General features: G+C 69.0%; 17 protein-coding genes, 1 tRNA gene and 1 pseudogene. 9 read left to right on the top strand and 10 right to left on the bottom strand.

Features of this window, described 5'->3' with window-relative positions; genetic code table 11:
* Positions 1–692: 692 nt before the first annotated feature.
* The 3 genes from AC07DA_RS12280 to AC07DA_RS12270 all read left to right on the top strand — a co-directional run bounded on the left by AC07DA_RS12280 (position 693) and on the right by AC07DA_RS12270 (position 2,137).
* On the top strand, positions 693–1,325 hold the full coding sequence (locus AC07DA_RS12280) for a DUF5994 family protein (protein WP_479127138.1): 633 nt from the start codon (positions 693–695) through the stop codon (positions 1,323–1,325).
* Positions 1,326–1,330: 5 nt separating this feature from the next.
* A complete protein-coding gene (locus AC07DA_RS12275) occupies positions 1,331–1,588 on the top strand; it encodes a hypothetical protein (RefSeq protein WP_479127136.1) in 258 nt (85 codons plus the stop codon).
* Positions 1,589–1,771: 183 nt separating this feature from the next.
* A complete protein-coding gene (locus tag AC07DA_RS12270) occupies positions 1,772–2,137 on the top strand; it encodes an STAS domain-containing protein (RefSeq protein WP_479127134.1) in 366 nt (121 codons plus the stop codon).
* Between the two features lie 58 nt (positions 2,138–2,195).
* Here AC07DA_RS12270 and AC07DA_RS12265 read toward each other — a convergent pair whose 3' ends face one another.
* Complete coding sequence (locus AC07DA_RS12265; RefSeq protein ID WP_479127132.1) at positions 2,196–3,242, bottom strand: fatty acid desaturase family protein; 1,047 nt, start codon at positions 3,240–3,242, stop codon at positions 2,196–2,198.
* Positions 3,243–3,434: 192 nt separating this feature from the next.
* Between AC07DA_RS12265 and AC07DA_RS12260 the strand changes: the two genes are divergently transcribed.
* Positions 3,435–4,154: a hypothetical protein gene (locus AC07DA_RS12260; protein WP_479127130.1), complete on the top strand. Its 720-nt coding sequence runs from the start codon at positions 3,435–3,437 to the stop codon at positions 4,152–4,154.
* Positions 4,155–4,469: 315 nt separating this feature from the next.
* Here AC07DA_RS12260 and AC07DA_RS12255 read toward each other — a convergent pair whose 3' ends face one another.
* Entirely contained in the window at positions 4,470–4,637 is a 168-nt protein-coding gene (locus AC07DA_RS12255) for a hypothetical protein (RefSeq protein ID WP_479127332.1), read from the bottom strand.
* Positions 4,638–4,860: 223 nt separating this feature from the next.
* Between AC07DA_RS12255 and AC07DA_RS12250 the strand changes: the two are divergent.
* Positions 4,861–5,019 (top strand): annotated as a pseudogene (locus tag AC07DA_RS12250) (tyrosine-type recombinase/integrase); the annotation flags it as partial.
* A 712-nt stretch (positions 5,020–5,731) separates the two neighbouring features.
* Here the strand turns inward: AC07DA_RS12250 and AC07DA_RS12245 are convergent.
* The 4 genes from AC07DA_RS12245 to AC07DA_RS12230 all read right to left on the bottom strand — a co-directional run bounded on the left by AC07DA_RS12245 (position 5,732) and on the right by AC07DA_RS12230 (position 11,974).
* The gene (locus AC07DA_RS12245; protein ID WP_391204175.1) at positions 5,732–6,121 is read right to left on the bottom strand and encodes an XRE family transcriptional regulator; all 390 of its coding nucleotides are present in this window, start codon (positions 6,119–6,121) and stop codon (positions 5,732–5,734) included.
* 489 nt (positions 6,122–6,610) lie between these two features.
* A complete protein-coding gene (locus AC07DA_RS12240; protein WP_479127127.1) occupies positions 6,611–7,294 on the bottom strand; it encodes an RES domain-containing protein in 684 nt (227 codons plus the stop codon).
* Between the two features lie 284 nt (positions 7,295–7,578).
* A complete protein-coding gene (locus tag AC07DA_RS12235) occupies positions 7,579–9,870 on the bottom strand; it encodes a WD40 repeat domain-containing protein (RefSeq protein WP_479127125.1) in 2,292 nt (763 codons plus the stop codon).
* On the bottom strand, positions 9,863–11,974 hold the full coding sequence (locus AC07DA_RS12230; protein ID WP_479127123.1) for an AAA family ATPase: 2,112 nt from the start codon (positions 11,972–11,974) through the stop codon (positions 9,863–9,865). Before AC07DA_RS12230 ends, AC07DA_RS12235 begins: the two co-directional genes overlap by 8 nt.
* 18 nt (positions 11,975–11,992) lie before the next feature.
* Between AC07DA_RS12230 and AC07DA_RS12225 the strand changes: the two genes are divergently transcribed.
* A complete protein-coding gene (locus AC07DA_RS12225; protein WP_479127121.1) occupies positions 11,993–13,480 on the top strand; it encodes an esterase/lipase family protein in 1,488 nt (495 codons plus the stop codon).
* A gap of 252 nt (positions 13,481–13,732) precedes the next feature.
* Here AC07DA_RS12225 and AC07DA_RS12220 read toward each other — a convergent pair.
* Positions 13,733–13,806, bottom strand: a tRNA-Gly gene (locus AC07DA_RS12220).
* Positions 13,807–14,323: 517 nt separating this feature from the next.
* Between AC07DA_RS12220 and dcd the strand changes: the two genes are divergently transcribed.
* Entirely contained in the window at positions 14,324–14,899 is a 576-nt protein-coding gene (dcd, locus tag AC07DA_RS12215; RefSeq protein ID WP_309097764.1) for a dCTP deaminase, read from the top strand.
* Between the two features lie 11 nt (positions 14,900–14,910).
* Positions 14,911–15,408 (top strand): phosphoribosyltransferase, encoded by a 498-nt coding sequence (locus AC07DA_RS12210; protein ID WP_479127118.1) that lies wholly within the window; start codon positions 14,911–14,913, stop codon positions 15,406–15,408.
* Between the two features lie 69 nt (positions 15,409–15,477).
* Here AC07DA_RS12210 and AC07DA_RS12205 read toward each other — a convergent pair whose 3' ends face one another.
* Positions 15,478–16,512 carry a Yip1 family protein gene (locus tag AC07DA_RS12205; RefSeq protein ID WP_479127116.1) on the bottom strand — a complete coding sequence of 345 codons (1,035 nt, stop codon included), beginning with the start codon at positions 16,510–16,512 and terminating at the stop codon, positions 15,478–15,480.
* A 293-nt stretch (positions 16,513–16,805) separates the two neighbouring features.
* On the opposite strand from AC07DA_RS12205, the gene AC07DA_RS12200 reads away from it, so the two are divergent.
* A complete protein-coding gene (locus tag AC07DA_RS12200) occupies positions 16,806–17,015 on the top strand; it encodes a hypothetical protein (protein ID WP_479127114.1) in 210 nt (69 codons plus the stop codon).
* Between the two features lie 115 nt (positions 17,016–17,130).
* On the opposite strand, the gene AC07DA_RS12195 is transcribed toward AC07DA_RS12200, so the two are convergent.
* Both AC07DA_RS12195 and AC07DA_RS12190 read right to left on the bottom strand, forming a co-directional pair.
* On the bottom strand, positions 17,131–17,466 hold the full coding sequence (locus AC07DA_RS12195; protein WP_479127112.1) for a DUF6233 domain-containing protein: 336 nt from the start codon (positions 17,464–17,466) through the stop codon (positions 17,131–17,133).
* 168 nt (positions 17,467–17,634) lie between these two features.
* Positions 17,635–19,953 (bottom strand): (Fe-S)-binding protein, encoded by a 2,319-nt coding sequence (locus AC07DA_RS12190; protein ID WP_479127110.1) that lies wholly within the window; start codon positions 19,951–19,953, stop codon positions 17,635–17,637.
* Positions 19,954–20,171 lie beyond the last annotated feature (218 nt).

Below are 20,171 nucleotides of genomic sequence, written 5' to 3'. Positions count from 1 at the left end.
CTGTGAGTGAGCCGACACTTCGACACCCCGATGGTCCCCCGCGAGACGCCCGCCCGCACGGGCGACACGAGCACCGCGGGCGCGGCTTCGCAAGGGCCAGGTCACCAACGCGCGGCCGTGGACGGGGCGGTGTCCGCGCTCACGGTGGCCGTCAGCCGGGCGGTCGAGGGGAATTGGTATCCGGAGGAATCACGAGGAGGTTCAGCGGCCCGCGGAGCGGGAAAGCACCGTGATCCCGCGCGTGCCCGGCCCGGAAGCGAACCAACCGGCCCGCACCGCACAGCCGTTGACGACGACCGCGGACGGGATGCTCTGCCAGTGGCAGGGGTTCGACCGCACCCCGGACGAGCCGCTCCCACAGCGGATCGAGCACGTCCGCCGGGGCGGAGAACGCACGGGGCAGGTCACGCGAACGGGGCCCTGCTCCCCGGGGGACATGAGCGGACCGTACCGTCGGCCGCACGGCTCCTCGCCCGCTGTCGCCTCTGGGGCGAGGGATCGGGCCGGGACGCACGGGGCCGCTGCTGCGCCGACTGCACAGGTTCGCCGGGTCCGTCCGGCCCGCCCGGCCCTTCCGAGGAGTAGGCTCGAAGCACCGAGGGCATTCCGCGCACCGGCTTCCAGGCTCGTGTCGTTTTCGGCGATCGAATACACCGGGCCGGTCTCGGCCGGTCCGGGGCAGGGTCTGCGTCATGACTGCGACCGTTTCCCCTCCGCCGGCAGCCGAAGCCGATGACCGCTCGTTCCCCTCGTCCCCTCCCCGCCTGGCCCTGGCTCCCGTCGGTCCCGCACCGGCCCTGCTGGACGGCGCGTGGTGGCCCCACTCCCGCGATCTCGCAGCCGAACTCCCCGCCCTGGCAGCCGTACTGGACCCGCTGTGGGGCCGGATCACCCGCGTCACGGTGAATCCCACCCACTGGCCCGTGGTGCCGCGCAAGGCGCCCGTCGCCGGGCACACGGTGAAGGTGGGCTGGTTCCTCGACCAACAGGACCCGCACGAGCTGCTGTTGCTCTCGTACCGGGCGGGCCGCTGGAACCTCCTGGTCATCCCGCCGCAGACACCTCCCGCCGAGGCCGCCTGGCTGATGGCCGCCGCGAGCGACCCCCTCGGCACGTCGACCGCGAGCCGGCTGATGGCGGAGGCAGCCCGCCTGGGGACGGTGCCCGTGACCGGCCGGGGCGGGGAACGGAGAGCGTCCGAGACGGACCGGGCCGTGGCAGCGGTCTGGGACTCCGAAGGCGGCCACGAGGCCCGCGCTCCGGCCGCACGTCCCGGGATCGCGGACGTCACCGCTCTCCCGGCGCCTCCTCCGACGGGGAGGTGAGGACCGTGCAGACCCTCGTGACCGTGCTGGTGATCCTGGCGCTGATCGCCTTCGGGACAGTCCTCATCCGCCTGCTCAACGCCCAGCACGGTGATCGCGCCGCCGCCTTCCACTACGGCCGCTCCGGGTTGCCTGCCCCGGGCCCGGCCCCGTCGGCTCCGCGAAAGTCCCACGGCCTGGACGCGGCGAGCGACACCGCAGGCGGCCGTGACCGTCACGACGACGGACCCCGTAGCCCCGGCCGACGGCAGAGCCCCCGCTGACACTCACTCCCGGCCGGCCGCTTCACCGCCACCGCCACCGCACGACGCGGACCGGCGGCAGGCGGCCGGCGGACCGGCGGACCAGCGGCATGGCCCGAGGGCCGGACCCGGACCGCACGGCTCACCCGGCACTCACCACGCCGCACTCCCCGACGTCCCCTGCGCACGTCGAACCGAGGAGCCATGCCCCTTCCGCGACTGAACGTCCACCGGCACGACCAGGCCACCCGCGCGCGGGTCACCCTCGCCGGCGAGATCGACCGGACCACCGCCCCCCTCGTGCTCACCGCACTCGCCGCATGCCTGCGCGACGGCATCCGCACCGCCGACGTCGACCTCACGGCCGTCACCTTCTGCGACGTCAGCGGACTCAACGTCCTCCTCACGGCGTCATGGCTGGCCACCGAGGACGGAGCGACCCTGCGACTGCACCACTCGCCGCCGATCCTCACCCGCATCATCGAGATCACCGGCTCGGGCTCCGTGCTCCACGAGATGCACGCGGACCGCCCCCGGCCACCTCGGGTCACCACCCCCGCGGGCGGGTGAGCACGCCAGGGCCGGGGCGGAGCCGCGAAGCCGCCCCGGACACCGCGCGGCGGAGCCCCTACGAGGAGACCCGGACGCCGTTACGGAGCGGTGCTCCCGCCTGATGGAGACTGGTGAGGGCCAGCCGGTAGGAGGTGATCAGCCCGGTCTCCACGTAGTCCACCCCCAGCTCCTCGCAGTAGCGCCGCACGATGGCCCGGGCCTTGCGCAGGTTGGGGCTGGGCATGCTGGGGAACAGGTGGTGCTCGATCTGGTGGTTCAGCCCGCCCAGGGCGATGTCGGTGAGCAGCCCGCCGCTGACGTTGCGCGAGGTGAGCACCTGGCGGCGCAGGAAGTCCGGGCGGTCCTCGCCCTTCAGGATCGGCATGCCCTTGTGGTTGGGCGCGAAGAGGGAACCGAGGTAGACGCCGAACAGGCACTGGTGGACGGCGAGGAAGGCGAACGCCATACCGGGCGGCAGCAGCCAGAACAGGACGGTCAGGTAGACGGCGAAGTGCCCGAACAGCAGCGCCCCGTCGAGCCCCCGGTGCTTGAGTGAGCGATTGGCCAGCGCCTTCACGCTCGACACGTGGAGGTTGAAGCCCTCCAGCGTGAGGAGCGGGAAGAACAGGAACGCCTGCCAGCGGCCGATCAGGCGGGGCAGCCCCTTGGCGGCCCGGGCCTGGTCCTGCGACCAGACCAGCAGGTCGGGATCGAGATCGGGGTCGAGTTCCTCGTGGTTGGGGTTGGCGTGGTGGCGAGTGTGCTTGTCCTGCCACCAGCCATAGCTCATGCCGACACCGGCACCGGCCATCCGTCCGGACGCCTCGCTGGCCCGGCGCCGGCGGAACACCTGGCGGTGGGCCGCGTCGTGCGCGAGCAGGGCGACCTGGCCGAACACGACGGCCAGGAAAGCGGCGACCACCAGGGTCCACCAACTGTCGCCGAGAAGCGCGACGGCCGCCCAGCCGCCGGCGTACAACCCGGTCACGACCGTGATCCGCAGGGCGTAGTAGCCGGGACGGCGCTCCATCAGCCCGGCTTCGGCGATCTTTCTGGACAGTCGGGCGAAGTCACTGCCGGACGCCTGTGCGGGCGGGGGGCGGACCGTGGTGTTGCTGGTCATGATGGTGACACTCTCTCCGGGAGGGAAGATGGCGCCGCCCCGGGGCACCGTTGAGACGGACCGCGGACGGGGTTGCGCTGACTGCTTCGCCGGCCGACGGCCGCGCAGGCCCTCCTCTCCATGGGGGTTCCCTGCGGGCCGGGTCTCACACCGCAGGGGAGCCCCCAGGCGCGGGCCTGTCATCATCCTCCGATGCTGAAGATCCCCGGATACGAAGACGGACCTCTGGTCCCGGGCACGGCTTACCTGGACGATCCGTTGTTCTGGCCTGTCCACCTCGGCAGCTGCCTGCGCGGTGAGCAAGCGCAGCGAGCCGCGTTCGGTGCGGACTGGGACGCGGCCATGGAGCTCTTCCGCGTGTTGTCCGCCGAGAGCCACTGGCCGGTGTTCAGCGTGCCCATGTCCTCCGGGCACACCATCCATGTCGTCTACCGCAACATCGTGGACGAGCACGGAGTGGACTACCTGATACATCACCCGGCGTGGACCGCAGCGGAGACGCTCGCCGTGGACGACGGTCACTTCATGGGGCCCGGCATGGCCTGGCCGGAGCTGCTGTCCGTTGCCCGACAGCCGGCGAGGGAGGGCGTCGACGACCCCGACTCCCGTCTCCTGCTGCTCTTCCCGACACTCGGCGACGCGCACCTTCCCGACGACGCGACGGCTTCCCTCACGACCGCGCTCACCGCGCTCACCTCGATCGAAGATCCCGTCGAAGTGGCGCGCCTGCTCCTTGCGAACCAGGGCCAGTGGGCTCCCGCCCACTGGACCACGGCAGACGGCGTCCGCATCAACGACGGTGGCCACTCTTACCGAAACCCCGGCAACGCCTTCGCCCTGCCGGAGGGCCGTCTGCGGGAGATCAGTGACGCACTCGACGGCGGAACAGCGCGAGATCACCGGACGGGCTGAGGAACTCGGCGAGCTGCGGACACCGAGGCCCTCTGGGCCACAGAGCTGGCACTTGGCTGCTCCGAGAAGTCGGCTGATGTGACGAGGCAGCGGCGGTAGTTGACCAACGCGCCGGCGTAGGCGGAGCAGGCATCGAGCCGTTCCTGCCGGAGCTTCTCGCGGCGGGTGAACTGGTGGCACCAGCGGCCGGTCCGCAGCCTCTGCGGGCTCAGCCGCTTCCACCGTGATTCCCCGCTGTTCCCCGCTCGTCCTGGTGCGCTTGTGGTGCGGTCAGTGTCGGCGTGAGGCTCCGCGAACCGGCGCGTCCACCGCCCCTCAGAGGTGTAGCTTGGTCGCTCTGACCAGTCGGCTGATGCCGTCACGTGTCCGCACCCTGGCATCGTCGAGTTCGGTTCTGCTGGCTGTCTTGGCCAACGCCGTGACGTCTGCCAGCATGTCCTCCGCGGCCCGGCTCAGCGTCTCGTCATCGGTGAGCGTCTGCACCCGGAACAGTGCCTCCTGGGCGTTGGATCGTAGGTCGTAGGCGCGGAAGCGCAGCGGCCGAACATGGCGCCACGACCTCTTCGTTCCGAAGACGCCCGCTACGAGTGTCGTCAGTAGTCGTACCTGATTACCACTGAGCGGCCCTCGGACGGCCCAGAGACGGCCCAGCGTCGGCACGTCTCACTCAAGCCGCTGGGTCGCCACCCGCAGCTGCTCGCTGGACACCCTGCCGACCCGCTCCGCCGCCACCCTCAAGGACACGATGGTCCGTGCCGGGCACTCCTCCGAGAGGGCCGCGCTGATCTGTCAGCACTCCGACGAGGAGCGGCAGCGGGAGGTGGCTACCGGGCTCGACGATCTGGGGCGCGCCGAGCGTGCGAAGTGCCACACGGACGACTCCTCACCACAGCGAGGAGGCTGCTGAGAGCCAATGGTGCGGTTGTGGAGCGCTACCGGCTCACCGGTCTGGACAACAAAGAACCCCCGGGTCTCTGACCTGGGGGTTTCGTATGGAGCGGGTGACGAGAATCGAACTCGCGCTCTCAGCTTGGGAAGCGACGGCGCTTGAGTAGCCGGATGCCTTCTGACCTGGGCTTATGTGCTTTTTGCTGGCCTGCGAGAGTGCAAGATCGGACCGTTGTTGACCGTGGTTGTCCGGTCTTAAGGGCACGCTATGGGCACGCCGTCGACTCGGGGGCACGGGGGAACGGGGGTACGGGGAGCATCTTCCTCGGTGGCTGATGGGGAATTGGCTTCTGGCACCGGCCCTCGTCGGGATGGCGTCGTTGCAGGAGCACACAGAGGATGGTTCAGCTGCGGTCGAACATCCCGGGATGTTCGGGGTCCAAGCATCGGCACTGGTCGCTGAACCGCCGGCGCCAGCCTCGCTCGTGCAGATGGACGACAACCATGCCCATGAGCGCGCACCATCGCCGGACAGGAGACGCAGAAACGCGACGAAGCCGCCGGGCCGCGCCCCGGCAGCCTGCCTCCGCGCATCCTGCCAGGGCGCACGACGCGTGGACACCAGACTCGCGCCTTATGAGGCCTCAAAGTCTGAGCTGCAGGACGAGCACGAGGGGTTCTATGTGCTCCTACAGGTCGCCGCGGCGGAAGGAGCGGGCGGCGGCCATCACGTCCTTGAAGCGTTCGTCGGCGATGGCTTCGATGGGTGAGTCGTCCTCGAGTTGAGGGTTCATCCCCATCATCCATGCTCGGGCGGTGTGCTGGTTTTCGCAGCTGGCGATGTAGGTGAAGACCTGGTAGGCGGTGCGGAGGCGGAACTCGGAGTCGAAGCGCGGGGCGTTCTGTCCCCTTGCCCACCGGCCGACCTGCCGCGCGTCGTCTACGCCTGCGATGAGTGCGGCAACTCGCTGACTGAAAGTCTCCTGCAGGAAGCGGGCGATCTCGGCGATGGGCTGTCCGGCTGTGTCGCGGTGTGCGCGGGCCTCGGCTTCTGCGGTGGTCTCTTGCTGAGTCTGCATGATCTCCTCGTTTCCTCGCCGGCGGTGAGGCGGCAAAGGATCGGCGCTCAGTGCGCGAAGGCTGCGGGGGTGGTGGGGCTCGACTGGAAGCCGCAGCGGCTGTGATGAGCAGTGCCGCGGTCGCCGGTATCCGGTTGGCTGCTGGAGGCAGCACACCACCTCGGCCTGGAGGAGACGCTGACGATGAGGGACTCGCTCGTGGTGCCTTGTCCGCACCGCCGTGTGCTGCTGGGTAAGTGGCGCGCTATGAAGGTGATGTCGGTCAACATGCTTACTCCTCAGTGGCGTTGACGAAAGCGTACCCGTTTAGGGTGGGCTTACTCTACGGTTTTCCGCCCTAAAAACACTCTTAAATTCCACCAGTTGCCGCCTGTGGGATGCCGTGAGCTGGGCCTTTGTGACGGTGCATCAAGTTGCAGAAGTGTGACGCCGGACGCACGTGACGACCTGATCGGGCGACGGTACGTACGGCCAAGCGACGCAGTCTGCTCACCTGACGGTGAGTCCGTACTCGCCGGCCACCTCTTGCAGGGCGACGTCCTCCACCCGGATGGCGCAGCGTTCCACCTCGGTGAGTTCGGTGTCGCGGAGTATGGCCCAGCAGCGCCGTCCGCCGTAGCCGGAGCGGAAGGTGATCCCCTGGACGAGGTGGTGGCCGTCTGCGTTGCGCTGGGCGACGGCCCACGCGGCGATCTGGCGTGTGATCCGCCGGTTCGGGCCGTGCAGGTCGTCGTCGGTCAGTTGTCCGGTGACACCGACGGCGCTGAGCTCTTCCTTGAGGTCCGATGCGAGGACCGCCCGGGTTTCATCCGTCTCGATGTCGAGGAACTGCGTCCGGTCGGTGGGGATGAGGCGCACCAGGATGCGCTCCTCCCGCCAGCTGGAGGGGATGTGCCCCATGGCCATCAGGTGCGGTTTGTTGTCTCCGGCGTTGCCCATCAGCTCGCGGATCTTGGGGCCGATGCGATAGGGGGCCAGGGCTTCTGCGTAGCATCCTGCCGGGGTGGAGGCACAGTAGAGCGTGCTGTAGGAGTACAGGCTGTACCGGCCGGCTGCTGAGCCGTCGAAAGTGTCCGGTTCCACGCGGTTGTATTCGACGGGATTGTGGGCCCAGCCAAGACGCCATACTCCCTCGGGCGGGGCGGCGGTCAGAGTTACGGGCGGGATGGTCATTTCTGGTGCCCCTCCTGCTCGCCGGCTTGGCTGCCGGCTTGTCTCCCTTTCTGCTGCACTGCGTCCGCCGAAGGGCGCACTGCAGCATCGGGTGCCGGGGGCGGGCCAGATAACGCAACTGTCATGGATCCTCACTCGTGCCGCTCTGACAGGGGTGATCAGGGGATGGGTGCCTGACCGACGTGGCTGAAGATTCTCTCGTTGTGCGAGCCGCGTGTCCGCTGCCGGCCAGGATGGTGGGCGGCGCACAGGCGGTGCGTTGGTGCAATGGGCGGCGCACGACCTCACAGCTGATCATGGTGGAGGCGGAAGGCCATGGTCCCCGCTTCGCCGGAAGCGAGCAGTATCGAGGACGCCGCACCATCGGGATCCGGCACCGTCTTCAAGGTGCGCAGGGGCGCACCCGTCACGATGCGGAGCAGGTGCCGATCGGCTGTTGCGTCCCAGAGGTGGATGCTCGTCTTGCCCGCCACCGCGAGGGCAGTTCTCTCCTGCGGCAGGCGAAGAGCTGTGACAGCTCCGAGCTCGCCGTCGTTGAGGGTGAGCTCGTCGGCGGGCCGGCCTGTTTCGACGTCCCACAGTTTCAAGGTGCCGTCCTGACCGGCACTGGCGATGAGCAGTCCCCCGTCGTGCCAGGAGACGAACGCGAGATCATTGATGATGTCCTGATCGCACCTGATCGTTCGCCCGACCTGTCTGAGGCCGTCCACATCCCACACGCGGACGGCGCCGTCGCTGCCGCCGGATGCGAGAAGGGCCCTGCCCCCGGATTGGTGGGTGGCCAGACAGCGCACGCTGAGCTTGTGGTGGCCGAAGTCTTCGAGCATGTCTCCTGTCTGCAGGTCCCACACGCAGACACGGCCGTCAGCGCTCCCACTGGCCAGCAGTTCGCCCCGGGCAGCCGACAGTGCCACCAGCGCATTGATCGGCAGGAAATGGCCGCGCAGCACCGGCCCGGTCTGCCGCTTGGTGACGAGGTCAGCACAGACGATGCTGTTGTCCCTCAGAGCGGCAGCCAGCAGCAGACGACCGTGCTGGCGGGGCCAGGCCAGGGCAGTCGCCTTGCGGCCCTTCAGAAGGGTTCGATGCCTGTTGGTCGCAAGATCCCAGACTACGATCCGGGACGCCCGGGCTGCGGCAAGAAGACGTGTCGGAGCAGGCGACAAGGCGCTCGCGGTGATGTGATTCCAAGCTTTCGGCGCCAGTGCGAAGGTCTGGCGGTCGACCGGCCAACTGCGCACGATGCGGTCTGCGCCCGCTGTGAAGAGACGATTCTGGCCGGCGCCGTCCAAGTGGGTCATCGCGGTGACCGGCGCCGTGTGCGCGGGCAAGGATCCCTCGATGGGTTTCAGACTCGGGATCTGCCAGAGGCGCAGTGTGCCGTCGCCTGCTGCCGAGACAAGGGCCGGCTCCTGGTCGAGAGAGGTGACGAGCAGGTTCGTCACGGGGGCGGCGTGGCGCGCGGTGGCGATGGGTGCCGCGTCGACTGCGGTGGCCGTCAGGTCGTACAGGGACACTTGGCCGTCTTCGTCGGCCACGGCGTACTGGCCTGCTCGGGGCATGGGCAACAGGGCACGGACGCGGGCCGGGTGGCGGGAGTGCAGGGAGACGGTGTGGCCGTCGAAGCAGTTCACGGTATCGCGCCGGGTGAAGAGCAGACATGCGTGCCCGTCAGGCATCTGGACGCTGCACATGACTGCTGAGGAGTCCTGGAGCTCGGGCAGCGCGAGGTCGTGGGTCTGGAAGCGCCCCGGGTCGAAGGCCACGAGATGGCCGTCGCTGAACGCGGCAAGCAGGAGCGGCAGTTGTCCGGTGGGCTGGTAGGCGGTGAGGGAGCTGACCCAGGTGTGCTCCCGGCACACGATGACCTTGCGGATGAGCTGGCCGTGGACCGCGTCCACGGCGGCGACGCAGCCGTCCGTGCCCGCGGTGATGATCAGGCCGCCTCTGAGCGGCATCAGCTGACTGACGGTCCCCCGGTGCACCTTGATGGGGGCGTGGGCCAGGCTGCCGTCGAGGCGCAGGATGCGGAGGGTTCCGGCCTTGTCGCCGGCAGCGATGGCGGTGGCCCTGCCGTTTGCGCTTTCGACTGCGGCAAGTGACGTCACGTTGCTGGGCATGGCGGTCCAGGCCGGCACCGGGCTGGCGTAGTGGCTCCACAACGGGGTCACCGGCGATGCGTTGAACGTCTGCGGCGGCGCCGTCAGTTGTGCTCGGGCTTGCGGCAGCGAGGCCGCAGCGTAGTGGGACAGCCGCAGACTGGTCAGACGGGACACCGGATCCGCATGGCGTGCGAACGGCTCCAGCATGGCCCAGGCGTGCAGCCACTGCCGCCTGTCCGACCTGTTGTCATCCGTTGCCAGTAGCCGACGTACCCCGGAGCTGGTCTCCCAGGCGAGCAGCGCCGGCGGGACGTGTTCGTCGTCCAGCACGTTTCCTTCTGCGGCGTGCTCGGCGAGATGGCGGCGCAGATAAGGATGGGGCGGAATGGTCGGATCTGCGGGGACCAAACCGGCAAGCGCGGCAGCGATCTCGCGGTGGATGGCTGCGTGTCGGCTGTCGGCGCTGTCACGCATCCCGACCTCCGAAGTCCAGCAGACCTGCATCCGGATCGAGCAGCACGTCGACCAGCTCCTCGTGCGCGGGCCGGTAGACGCGCCGGTCGTCCTCCACGGCATGCGCGAGATAGCCGCTGAGCCGCCCGCTGAGAAGTTTCTCTATCATCGGGTCCCATTCGTCGGCCGACAGCCGCTTCGGCATGAGGAAGACGCCGGCGATGGTCGGCCAGACTTCCCCCCAGGGCACTCCCTGCCCCTTGGCGTACGCCGCGGCCTGCAGCAACGCCAGCGCGACTTCCGGGGGCAGGCCTTGGACCTGCTGGACCTGCTGGAGGTCGTGCTGCAGCAGGCCCCTGATACCGCGCTCGAGTTTCGTGTGCCAGCCCTCGCTGAGCGCCAGCTCCATCGGGTCTTTGGTGCTGCGCAGTTGGTCTCCAGCAAGCCGTGCGTCGATGAACGAGGGCCAGACGGCTTCGACGACCGCGGGCACCACCTGCCGGCGGGTGTCGGCGTCCATGGCGTCACCGATCAGCGCTGTGACGTACTCGGCGATGTCGTCCTTGCTGCTGTCGCCGTCCGTCCGCTCTACGCAAGCGGCGGGAAACGTGTCTCTCAATGTCCTCAGCAGGCCCAGTTCATCAACGGCCGCGCCGCCCGGACTGTTTCCGTCCGGCCGACTGGAGCGCACGCCGATCAGCAACCGCACCGCGGGCGCTGCTGAGGTGTCTTCGTCCTGGCGCTGACCCGGCACCAACGGACGGCAGAACGGCGCCAGCGGGGCGAGTACGTCCCCGACGATCCGGGCCTGCTCCGCCGCCTCGTCCAAGCCGTCGAGCACGATCGTCACGGTCTGTCTGCAGGAGCGCACATAGTCCTGGATCTGCCGCGACCACACGTCCACCGGGTCGCCGGTCGCCGACACCGCGGCGGGTCTCTCTCCCAGAGCACGCAGCAGGTCGGCAGCGACCTGCGCGGCATCCAGATGGCGGGCGAGCACCGCGGCAGTCACCGACCCCTCCGGCGGAAGCGTGTCGCGCGGAGCCGAGTCCTGGGCCGTCTTGTACAGGGGCTCTTTCCGGAACACCGGATCGCTCAGGGTCACCGCCCTGGCGAGCACCGCCGACTTCCCGCTGCCCGCGCACCCGGTGATCAGTAACACTCCCCGCCGAGAGTGCGAGCCGAGGAACGAGGCAACCGCCCGGTTCAACGGCTCACGGCCCCGGAAGTACCAGCCCTGATCGGTCTCCTGAGTCCGTCCCGTCGCCCGGTCCAGCCAGTACTCCGCCGCCAGCGGTTCATGCCGCTGCGTCGCACCGAGTACCTCTGGCAGGTGCACGTAGCCGGGATTGGGCAGGCACGGAGAAGGCTGGTAGTTGCCGCCGTCGAAGACGCGCTGCAGCTTGAACGTCCGCTCCTCGTCCTCTCGCACTCCGCGGGCGTACTCGGCCATGAAGTCCGGGACGCTCAGATACGGAGTGGTGATACCGGCGTTGCGGCGCAAGCGCAGCAGCGCACCCCGTAACAGTGTCGGAAAACGCAGAACCTGGATCTTGCTGTCGTGCCCGCATGTGACCAGGACATCGAGGTTGCAACGGTGCCTACGACTGCGTCGGATGTCCTTCTGCAGCGCCGCGAGTTCGGCATGCATGCTGCCCGCAAAGCAGGTGTTGACGATGACCAGGACGTTGTCGACATGCGAGTCCAGGGCCGCAGCAATGATGTCCGAGGTCCGCACCGCCGTGGCAAGTGGCCGCTGCTCCACCGAGGCGGGTAGCTGCAGAAAGTGGGTATCCGACTTGCCAGGGATCCCGTGCCCCGTGACGAACAGCACCAACGCGCGACCGCGCAGCTCCCTGACGTCCTGTTCCCGTAAGAAGTCCTCGACGTCGTCCCGAGTCTTCAGCTCCGGGGGCGGAACCTGCCGAAACGCTGGCGGCGGGCCCGGCGTCTGCCACCACTCGCGCACCGCTGCCAGCTGCTGGTCGATGCCCTCGGCAAACGCCTCGGCATCGTCATCATCGCCGTAGTCGCGCACTGCCAACGTGAGCAGGACACGCTGTACCGGCAGGCCTCCGCCTGCTAAAGCAGGGTCCCGCAGAACTTCATCCCCCGTGTGTTGCATGTCATTAGTGTGGCAGCCATGAACTCGCCCTTGGGGGGAACCTTGCCAAATCCAGGACCGCACACCGAGCCCGGCCTGAGCCCCGCAGTCACACACGATGCAGTCGTCGTCGTTCCCGGCATCATGGGCAGCGAGCTCTATGACACCACCACGGACAACGTGATCTGGGGCTTAGCCAATCCCGCCTGGCTCACCAAAGCCTGGCTCACCCGCAAAGGCCTCACCCCTCTGCAGCTCACCCCCGCCGAACTGGCCGGCGACTACAGCCGCGTCCAAGCACCCCGCCTGCTGCAGACCCCGGCCTGGAGCCCGTTCCTTCGCGGTATCGAGCCGTACCACAAACTTCTGCGCACCATCGAGAACACGGTCGCTCACCGCGACGCGATCATGACGTTCCCTTACGACTGGCGTCTGCCCGTCGCCGTCAACGCCCGCAGACTTGCCCAAGAGGCCCGCGACCACCTCCAGCGGTGGCTCGACCACCGCGCCCACACCGCCGCCCGCCGACAAGCCGTCGACGAACGCCCAGCCCGCCTGGTCTTCATCGCCCACTCCATGGGCGGCCTGGTCACCTACGCCGCCCTCACCATCGGCGGCGACAGCGACCTGCCCGCCGACACCCGCGGAGTCATGACACTCGGCACCCCCTTTCTCGGCTCGGTAGTCGCCGCGAACATCCTCAACGCCCGCCAGGGCGGGCCCCTGCCGCTGCCTCATGCCCGTCTCGCCGCCGCAGCCGCCACCATGCCCGCCGTCCACGAGCTTCTGCCCCGCTTCCTCTGCCTGGAAGACGCTCTCGACGTCCGCCGCCTCACGCCGTCAGATGTCGCCGACCTCGGAGGCGACAAGGTCCTGGCCAAGGCCGCTGAGGACTTCTTCACCACTCTCTACAGCCAGCCCCTGCCCCACCACCGCCCCGTCGTCGGCACCCGCCAGAACACCGTCCAGTCGATGAAGCTCATCAACGGCCTCGTCACCGCCTCCGAATACTGCTTTCGAACCGACACCGACGGCACCGTCAGACGCGACGCCCAGGGAGCACCACTCCGCTACCAGGTCTGGGGAGACGGCACCGTCCACCGCGAATCAGCCTCCCTCACCCGCCGCACCATCCCCGTCTTCGCCCAGCACGGCGCCGTAGCCAACGGACGCGAAGCACGCCGCATCATTGCCGACTTCCTTCTCGAGGACGACCACCTCGGCCCCGACCAGGCCGAGGACGGCATCGGGCTCAACCTGCCCGACTACGCCACCGCAGGTATCCCATGGGACTGCGTCGTCACCGGCACAGACGACCCCGCCCATGTCGAATGCACCGTCGCTGCCACGGACACCGACTGGGAGACATCTGTGCGGTTCGAAGCCACCGACGACGACAAGCTCGGTGCCAAAGTCACGTTGCCGAGCCCCGGCCTCTACCGCGTAACTGCCAAAGCCGACTACGGGCCCATCGTGACGCAGCTCGTCTTCTCAGGACCCGATGGCGAGGACGCACTCGACGAATGACGACCTCAGCCAAGCGGCGCCATCTCTAGCCGAAGGGCAGCCAGCCGCAGTTGCGGGCCGCCGGGCCGTTCAGGTCCGTTACCTTCTCCGCTTCTTCCAGGGCAGGCTCGCCTGACGAGTGAGTGACGGCGCGCGGCGCATGACCCCAGATGCGGCTGCTTCGCTTCGACTTAAGGGCACGCGGAGGGCACGCCGCCCCAAATTGGACTAGACAACCAACAAACCCCAGGCCACTGACCTGGGGTTTCATCATGGAGCGGGTGACGAGAATCGAACTCGCGCTCTCAGCTTGGGAAGCTGATGTTCTACCATTAAACTACACCCGCGTAAGACGCCGACCGGAGTCGGTGTCCGAATGCTCGCCCACTCTACCTCATGCCAGGCCCCCGGTGTTCGCGCCGCGGGGCCTGAGCGGTTTTCAGGGATGGGATGCGGCTGCGGGGGAACGGAGTTGGGGCGTACCGTGTGGGCGTCGAGGAGGGTCCGGGCGGGACCGGAGTGCCGCCTGGAGAGCCGTCCCTTTGATCCCGTACTGTGGCTTTTGTCGTCAGGCAAGCAGCAGCCGGACGCGGCTCTTGGGGAAGGGACTCTTGGACTTGATGGAGCGCACCGTCGTCCGTTGTGCCGATGGGCACGTGTTCAGCACCGCTTCGTTCCCGATGCAGCAGGCCGAACGGCTCGGCCCCGGGCGGCTGCTTCGGTGCCCGCGATGTGCGCGGCTGCGCAGCGTGGTGCCCGTCAGCTACCAGAAGCGGTAGCCGGCCCAGCGAAAGCGGCAGGCAGCGCAGGCGCGCGGTGGCGTCCGGTTGTGGTCGCTCCGCGCGCCTTGCGTATCCTCGGGGCGTGCTTCTCTCAGACAAGGACATCCGGGCCGAGATCGACGCCGGACGGGTACGCATCGACCCGTATGACGACGCGATGGTGCAGCCGTCGAGCATCGACGTACGCCTCGACCGCTACTTCCGGGTGTTCGAGAATCACCGGTACCCCCACATCGACCCGGCCATCGAGCAGGCCGATCTGACCCGGCTCGTGGAGCCGGAGGGGGACGAGCCGTTCATCCTGCACCCCGGTGAGTTCGTGCTGGCGAGCACGTACGAGGTCATCACGCTGCCCGACGATCTCGCCTCCCGGCTGGAGGGGAAGAGCTCGCTGGGGCGCCTGGGGCTGGTGACGCATTCCACCGCCGGGTTCATCGACCCCGGGTTCAGCGGGCACGTCACGCTGGAGCTGTCGAACCTCGCCACGCTGCCGATCAAGCTGTGGCCGGGGATGAAGATCGGGCAGCTGTGCATGTTCCGGCTCAGCTCGCCGGCCGACTTCCCGTACGGCAGTGAGCGGTACGGATCGCGGTACCAGGGGCAGCGGGGGCCGACCGCCTCCCGGTCCTTCCTCAACTTCCATCGGACCCAGGTGTGAGCGACAGCAGCATGAGCCCTGTGCGCGAGAACCTTTCCTACGAGCAGTTCGGCGTCGCCGTGCGCGAGCTCGCGCAGACGATCGCCGACGACGGCTACGAGCCCGACATCGTGCTCAGCATCGCCCGCGGCGGCGTCTTCGTGGCCGGCGGCCTCGCCTACGCCCTCGACTGCAAGAACATCCACCTCGTGAACGTGGAGTTCTACACCGGCGTGGGGACCACGCTGGAGATGCCCGTCATGCTCGCGCCGGTCCCGAACGTGATCGACTTCTCCCAGAAGAAGGTGCTGATCACGGACGACGTCGCCGACACCGGAAAGACGCTCAAGCTGGTGCGCGACTTCTGCCTCGACACCGTCGCCGAGGTGCGCAGCGCCGTCGTCTACGAGAAGTCCCACTCGCTCGTGAAGTGCGAGTACGTGTGGAAGCGGACCGACGAGTGGATCAACTTCCCGTGGAGTGTCGAACCGCCCGTGGTGCGGCGGTCCGGGCAGGTTCTCGACGCCTGAGCAGTACGAGTACGGCCTACGCAAAAGGGGCTCCTCTCGGGGAGCCCCTTCCTTGCGTGCGGCGGAGTGTCAGACCGTGCCCAGCTTCACGATCGACAGCAGCGCGATCAGCTGGATCGCCGAGGCGCCGAGCGCCTTCGGCCAGGGCAGGTCGTGGGAGCGGCTGACCATCAGGGTCAGCAGTGCGCCGCCCGCGATCCAGGTCGCCCAGCCCAGCATCTGCACGAACGTCGCGTCGCCGCCGGCGAACATCGCGAAGATCAGCCGGGGCGCGTCCGTGAGGGACATGATCAGCATGGACAGGCCGACCGTGGGCTGCCAGGCGCCGTCGCCGCCGAGCTGGCGGGCCAGGGTGTGGGTGACCACGCCCAGGACGAACGAGCTCAGCACCATCGCGACGGCCGTGATCAGGACGATCGGCACCGCGTTCGACAGTGTGGCGTTTATCGCATCCGCGCGGGCGCCGTCGAAGCCGAAGACCGCGAGCAGGCCGTAGAGGAACGTGACGATCAGGGCCGGGCCCCACATCGTGTAGTCCCGCATCTGGAGGAACGTCTGGTTCGGGGCGAGGACGATCCCCCTCAGCAGGGCCTTCCAGTGCAGGCGCGGGCCGACCGGGCCGGGGGGCGGGGCGGCCGAGCCGGCGCGGTAGGTGTCGCCCTGGGTGTAGGGGTCCTCGCCGACCGAGAAGGCCTGGGTGTGGCCCGGGTTGTTCGCCGCGTACGGGTCGTGCGGGCCCTGGGGGCCGGGCGGGTACGCGCCGTCGCCGAAGTACTCCGGCTCGCCCTGGCCGCCGTAGCCGCCGCCGGGGCCGCCACCGTGGCCGCCGCCGGGGCCGGCGTTCGACTGCGGCCAGGTGGGGCCGCCGCCGCTGCCGTACGGCGGCTGCTGCGGGTACGGCTGCGGCGCCGGCGGGTAGCCGTACGACGGCCCCTGCGGCGTCTGCTGCCCGTACGGAGGGTTGTGCGGTCGCGTCTGAGGAGCGCCGTTGTTCCGGCCGCGTCCGATCCTGAATCCAGCCACGTCTTCGAACGTACCTGGTCCCGGGCGGTGGCGTGCCGGGCCCGGGCTTCCGGGCCCGGCTTTGCGGCCGAGCTGTGACATCCCTTAAGGGGCGCGGTCCTTGGGCGTCCGTGAGCCGTCAGGGTCAGGCCGTAGGGCTTCGCCGGGCCTCGTCGTGGCCCCCCGGCTCGCGGGGTGGCGGCCACGGCACGTCCTGCCTGGGCGCCGCGGCACCGGCCGTGTTCCGGGTGTACGGGGCCGTCGTGGTGGGGCCGGTGCCGGGACGGGCAAGGTGCCCACGTCCGTGCGGGGCCGCCGTCGAGGACGGGGCCCTGGCCGCCGAGGGCGCCCTCCGGGTCGGTGGCGCCTCCCGGTCGGCTGGACGCCGGCCACCGGTGCGCCTCCAGTACTCGCGGGACGGCAAGCGCTGGAGGGACCTCCGCACCGTGGAGGCCGACTGGTCGGGCGAGGGCCATGCCTTCTCGTCGGACCTGCCGGACGCGCGGCGCGGCTTCTCCCGGGCGCACTTTCAGGAGACGGAGTCGTTCCGCGGCGCCACGTCCGCGGTGGTGCGGGTGGGGCACTGTGAGGCACTGGGGTGCTGAGCAGGTTCGTGCGGGTGGGGCGCTGAGGCGCTGACAGGACGTGCCGTGGGGCGCCGAGGAAGACCCGTGCGGGTGAGCGCCGAGCAGGCGCGTGACGGATGGGCGGCCCACCCTCCTACCCGTCCACGAAGCCCAGGGCCGTGTCGGGCCGGCACTGCGGGCAGGCCTTGACGCCGTCGGCCAGGGCGCGCCGGGCGTGGTCCCGGTCGACGCCCCTGCTGCGCTGCCCGGCGTTCCAGCAGCCGCCGACGTGCACGTACACGGCCTCCTGGCCGGACAGCCCGCGCTCGATCAGCCAGTCGGGCGCGGGCGGCCGGGCCAGGGCCCCGCGCCGCCGTTCCGCCTGGCGGCGCTCCTCGTCCGCGATCCACCGACGGGTGCGTGCCAGGTCGCGTTCCTGCACGCGCTCCAGGAAACGGAGCAGCGCGAGCCGCGACTCTGGATCGTTCATGCGTTCGATTCTAGATTCAGGGCGACGGCGGCACACCGCACGGGCGGGGAGAACGGCCGTCCCCGGCCCCCCGTTCTCTGCGCTCCCACGGGCAGGAACGCCGACACCCCCCGCCCGATGACTCGGACAGGGGGCGTCGGACCCGGCTGGAGTGCTCGCGGGTGCCGGCTACTTCACCGGCTCGGGCTCCGGCGCGTTCTCCGAGTCCGCCGTGCCCGCCGGGGGCTCGTCGTCGCCGTCGGTGTCCTCGGGCTCCGCCGGGACCGGCGTCTTCACCGAGTCCAGCAGGAGCTGGGCGACGTCGACGACCGTGATGGACTCCTTGGCCTTGCCCTCGTTCTTCTTGCCGTTCACCGAGTCCGTGAGCATGACCAGGCAGAACGGGCAGGCCGTCGAGACGATGTCGGGGTTGACCGACAGGGCCTCGTCGACGCGCTCGTTGTTGATGCGCTTGCCGATGCGCTCTTCCATCCACATCCGGGCGCCGCCCGCGCCGCAGCAGAAGCCCCGCTCCTTGTGGCGGTGCATCTCCTCGTTGCGGACGCCGGGGACGGCCGCGATGATCTCGCGCGGGGGCGTGTAGATCTTGTTGTGGCGGCCCAGGTAGCACGGGTCGTGGTACGTGATGATGCCCTCGACCGGCGTGACCGGGATGAGCCTGCCCTCGTCCACCAGGTGCTGCAGCAGCTGCGTGTGGTGGATGACCTCGTAGTCGCCGCCGAGCTGCGGGTACTCGTTGCCGAGCGTGTTGAGGCAGTGCGGGCAGGTGGCGACGATCTTCTTCGCGGACTTCGGCTTCGCCGACTCGGGCGTCACCTTGCCGTCGTCGTCCATCTCCTCGCCGAACGCCATGTTCAGCGCCATGACGTTCTCCATGCCGAGCTCCTGGAAGAGGGGCTCGTTGCCCAGGCGGCGGGCGGAGTCACCGGTGCACTTCTCGTCGCCACCCATGATCGCGAACTTGACGCCCGCGATGTGGAGGAGTTCCGCGAAGGCCTTCGTGGTCTTCTTGGCCCGGTCCTCCAGGGCGCCCGCGCAGCCGACCCAGTACAGGTACTCGACCTCGGACAGGTCCTCGATGTCCTTGCCGACGACCGGGACCTCGAAGTCGACCTCCTTGAGCCACTCCAGGCGCTGCTTCTTCGCCAGGCCCCAGGGGTTGCCCTTCTTCTCCAGGTTCTTGAGCATCGTGCCCGCCTCGGACGGGAACGCGGACTCGATCATGACCTGGTAGCGGCGCATGTCGACGATGTGGTCGACGTGCTCGATGTCCACCGGGCACTGCTCGACGCACGCGCCGCAGGTGGTGCAGGACCACAGGACGTCCGGGTCGATGACGCCGTTGTCCTCCAGCGTGCCGACCAGGGGGCGCTCGGCCTCGGCCAGGGCCGACGCCGGGACGTCCTTCAGCTGCTCCTCGGACGCCTTCTCCTCGCCCTCCATCGTCTTGCCGCCGCCGGCCAGCAGGTACGGCGCCTTGGCGTGCGCGTGGTCGCGCAGCGACATGATCAGCAGCTTGGGGGAGAGGGGCTTGCCCGTGTTCCAGGCGGGGCACTGCGACTGGCAGCGGCCGCACTCGGTGCAGGTGGAGAAGTCCAGCAGGCCCTTCCAGGAGAACTGCTCGACCTGGGAGACGCCGAAGACGTCGTCGTCGCCCGGGTCGGTGAAGTCGATCGGCTTGCCGCCGGACGTCATCGGCTGCAGGGCTCCCAGAGCCGTGCCGCCGCTGGACTCGCGCTTGAACCAGATGTTCGGGAACGCCAGGAAGCGGTGCCAGGCGATGCCCATGTTGGTGTTGAGCGACACCACGATCATCCAGATGAACGAGGTGCCGATCTTGATCATCGCGACCAGGTAGACCAGGTTCTGCAGCGTCGTGACCGACAGGCCGTCGAAGGCGAGGACCAGCGGGTACGAGGCGAAGTAGGAGGCCTCGTAGTGGTCGACGTGGTGGAGCGCGCCCTCCAGGCCGCGGAGCACGTAGATCGCCAGGCCGATGGTGAGGATGACGTACTCGACGAAGTAGGCCTGGCCGGCCTTGGAGCCCGCGAAGCGGGACTTGCGGCCGGGCCGGTTGGGCAGGTTCAGCAGGCGGATCGCGATGAGGACCGCGATGCCGAGGACCGTCATCACGCCGATGAACTCGATGTACAGCTCGAACGGCAGGAACGTGCCGATGACCGGCAGCACCCAGTCGGCCTGGAACAGCTGGCCGAAGGCCTGGGCGAGGGTCGGCGGCAGCGTCAGGAAGCCGACCGCGACGAACCAGTGGGCGATGCCGACGATGCCCCACCGGTTCATGCGCGTGTGGCCGAGGAACTCCTTCACCAGGGTCACGCTGCGCTGGTAGGGGTTGTCGGTCCGGGTACCGGCGGGCACGGGCTGGCCCAGCTTGAAGTACCGGACGAACTGGCCGATCGCGCGTGCGAGCAGCGCGACGCCGACCACGGTCAGTACCAGCGACACGATGATCGCGGCGAGTTGCATGGGGGCTCCTCGGGCCTGCGAGGGTTTCGTCGGGGTGGACCTGTCGCGATGGAGGGTTCCCCGAAATTACTAAGCGGTAACTTATGCAGTCCGTCTGAGACTACCCCTATCTTCCGCCGCACTGTAGCCGGGTGGGCAGTGATCTGAATCGCTGAGGGTCGCCTCAGAAGCGGTGCGGAATCCGGCCGCGATCCTGTCGTGTTATTCGTACCGAATTG

The sequence above is a fragment of the Streptomyces sp. NPDC044921 genome, from assembly GCF_056432865.1.
Note: the sequence above shows the minus strand (reverse complement) of the source record. Positions and strands in the feature narration are given on the sequence as shown.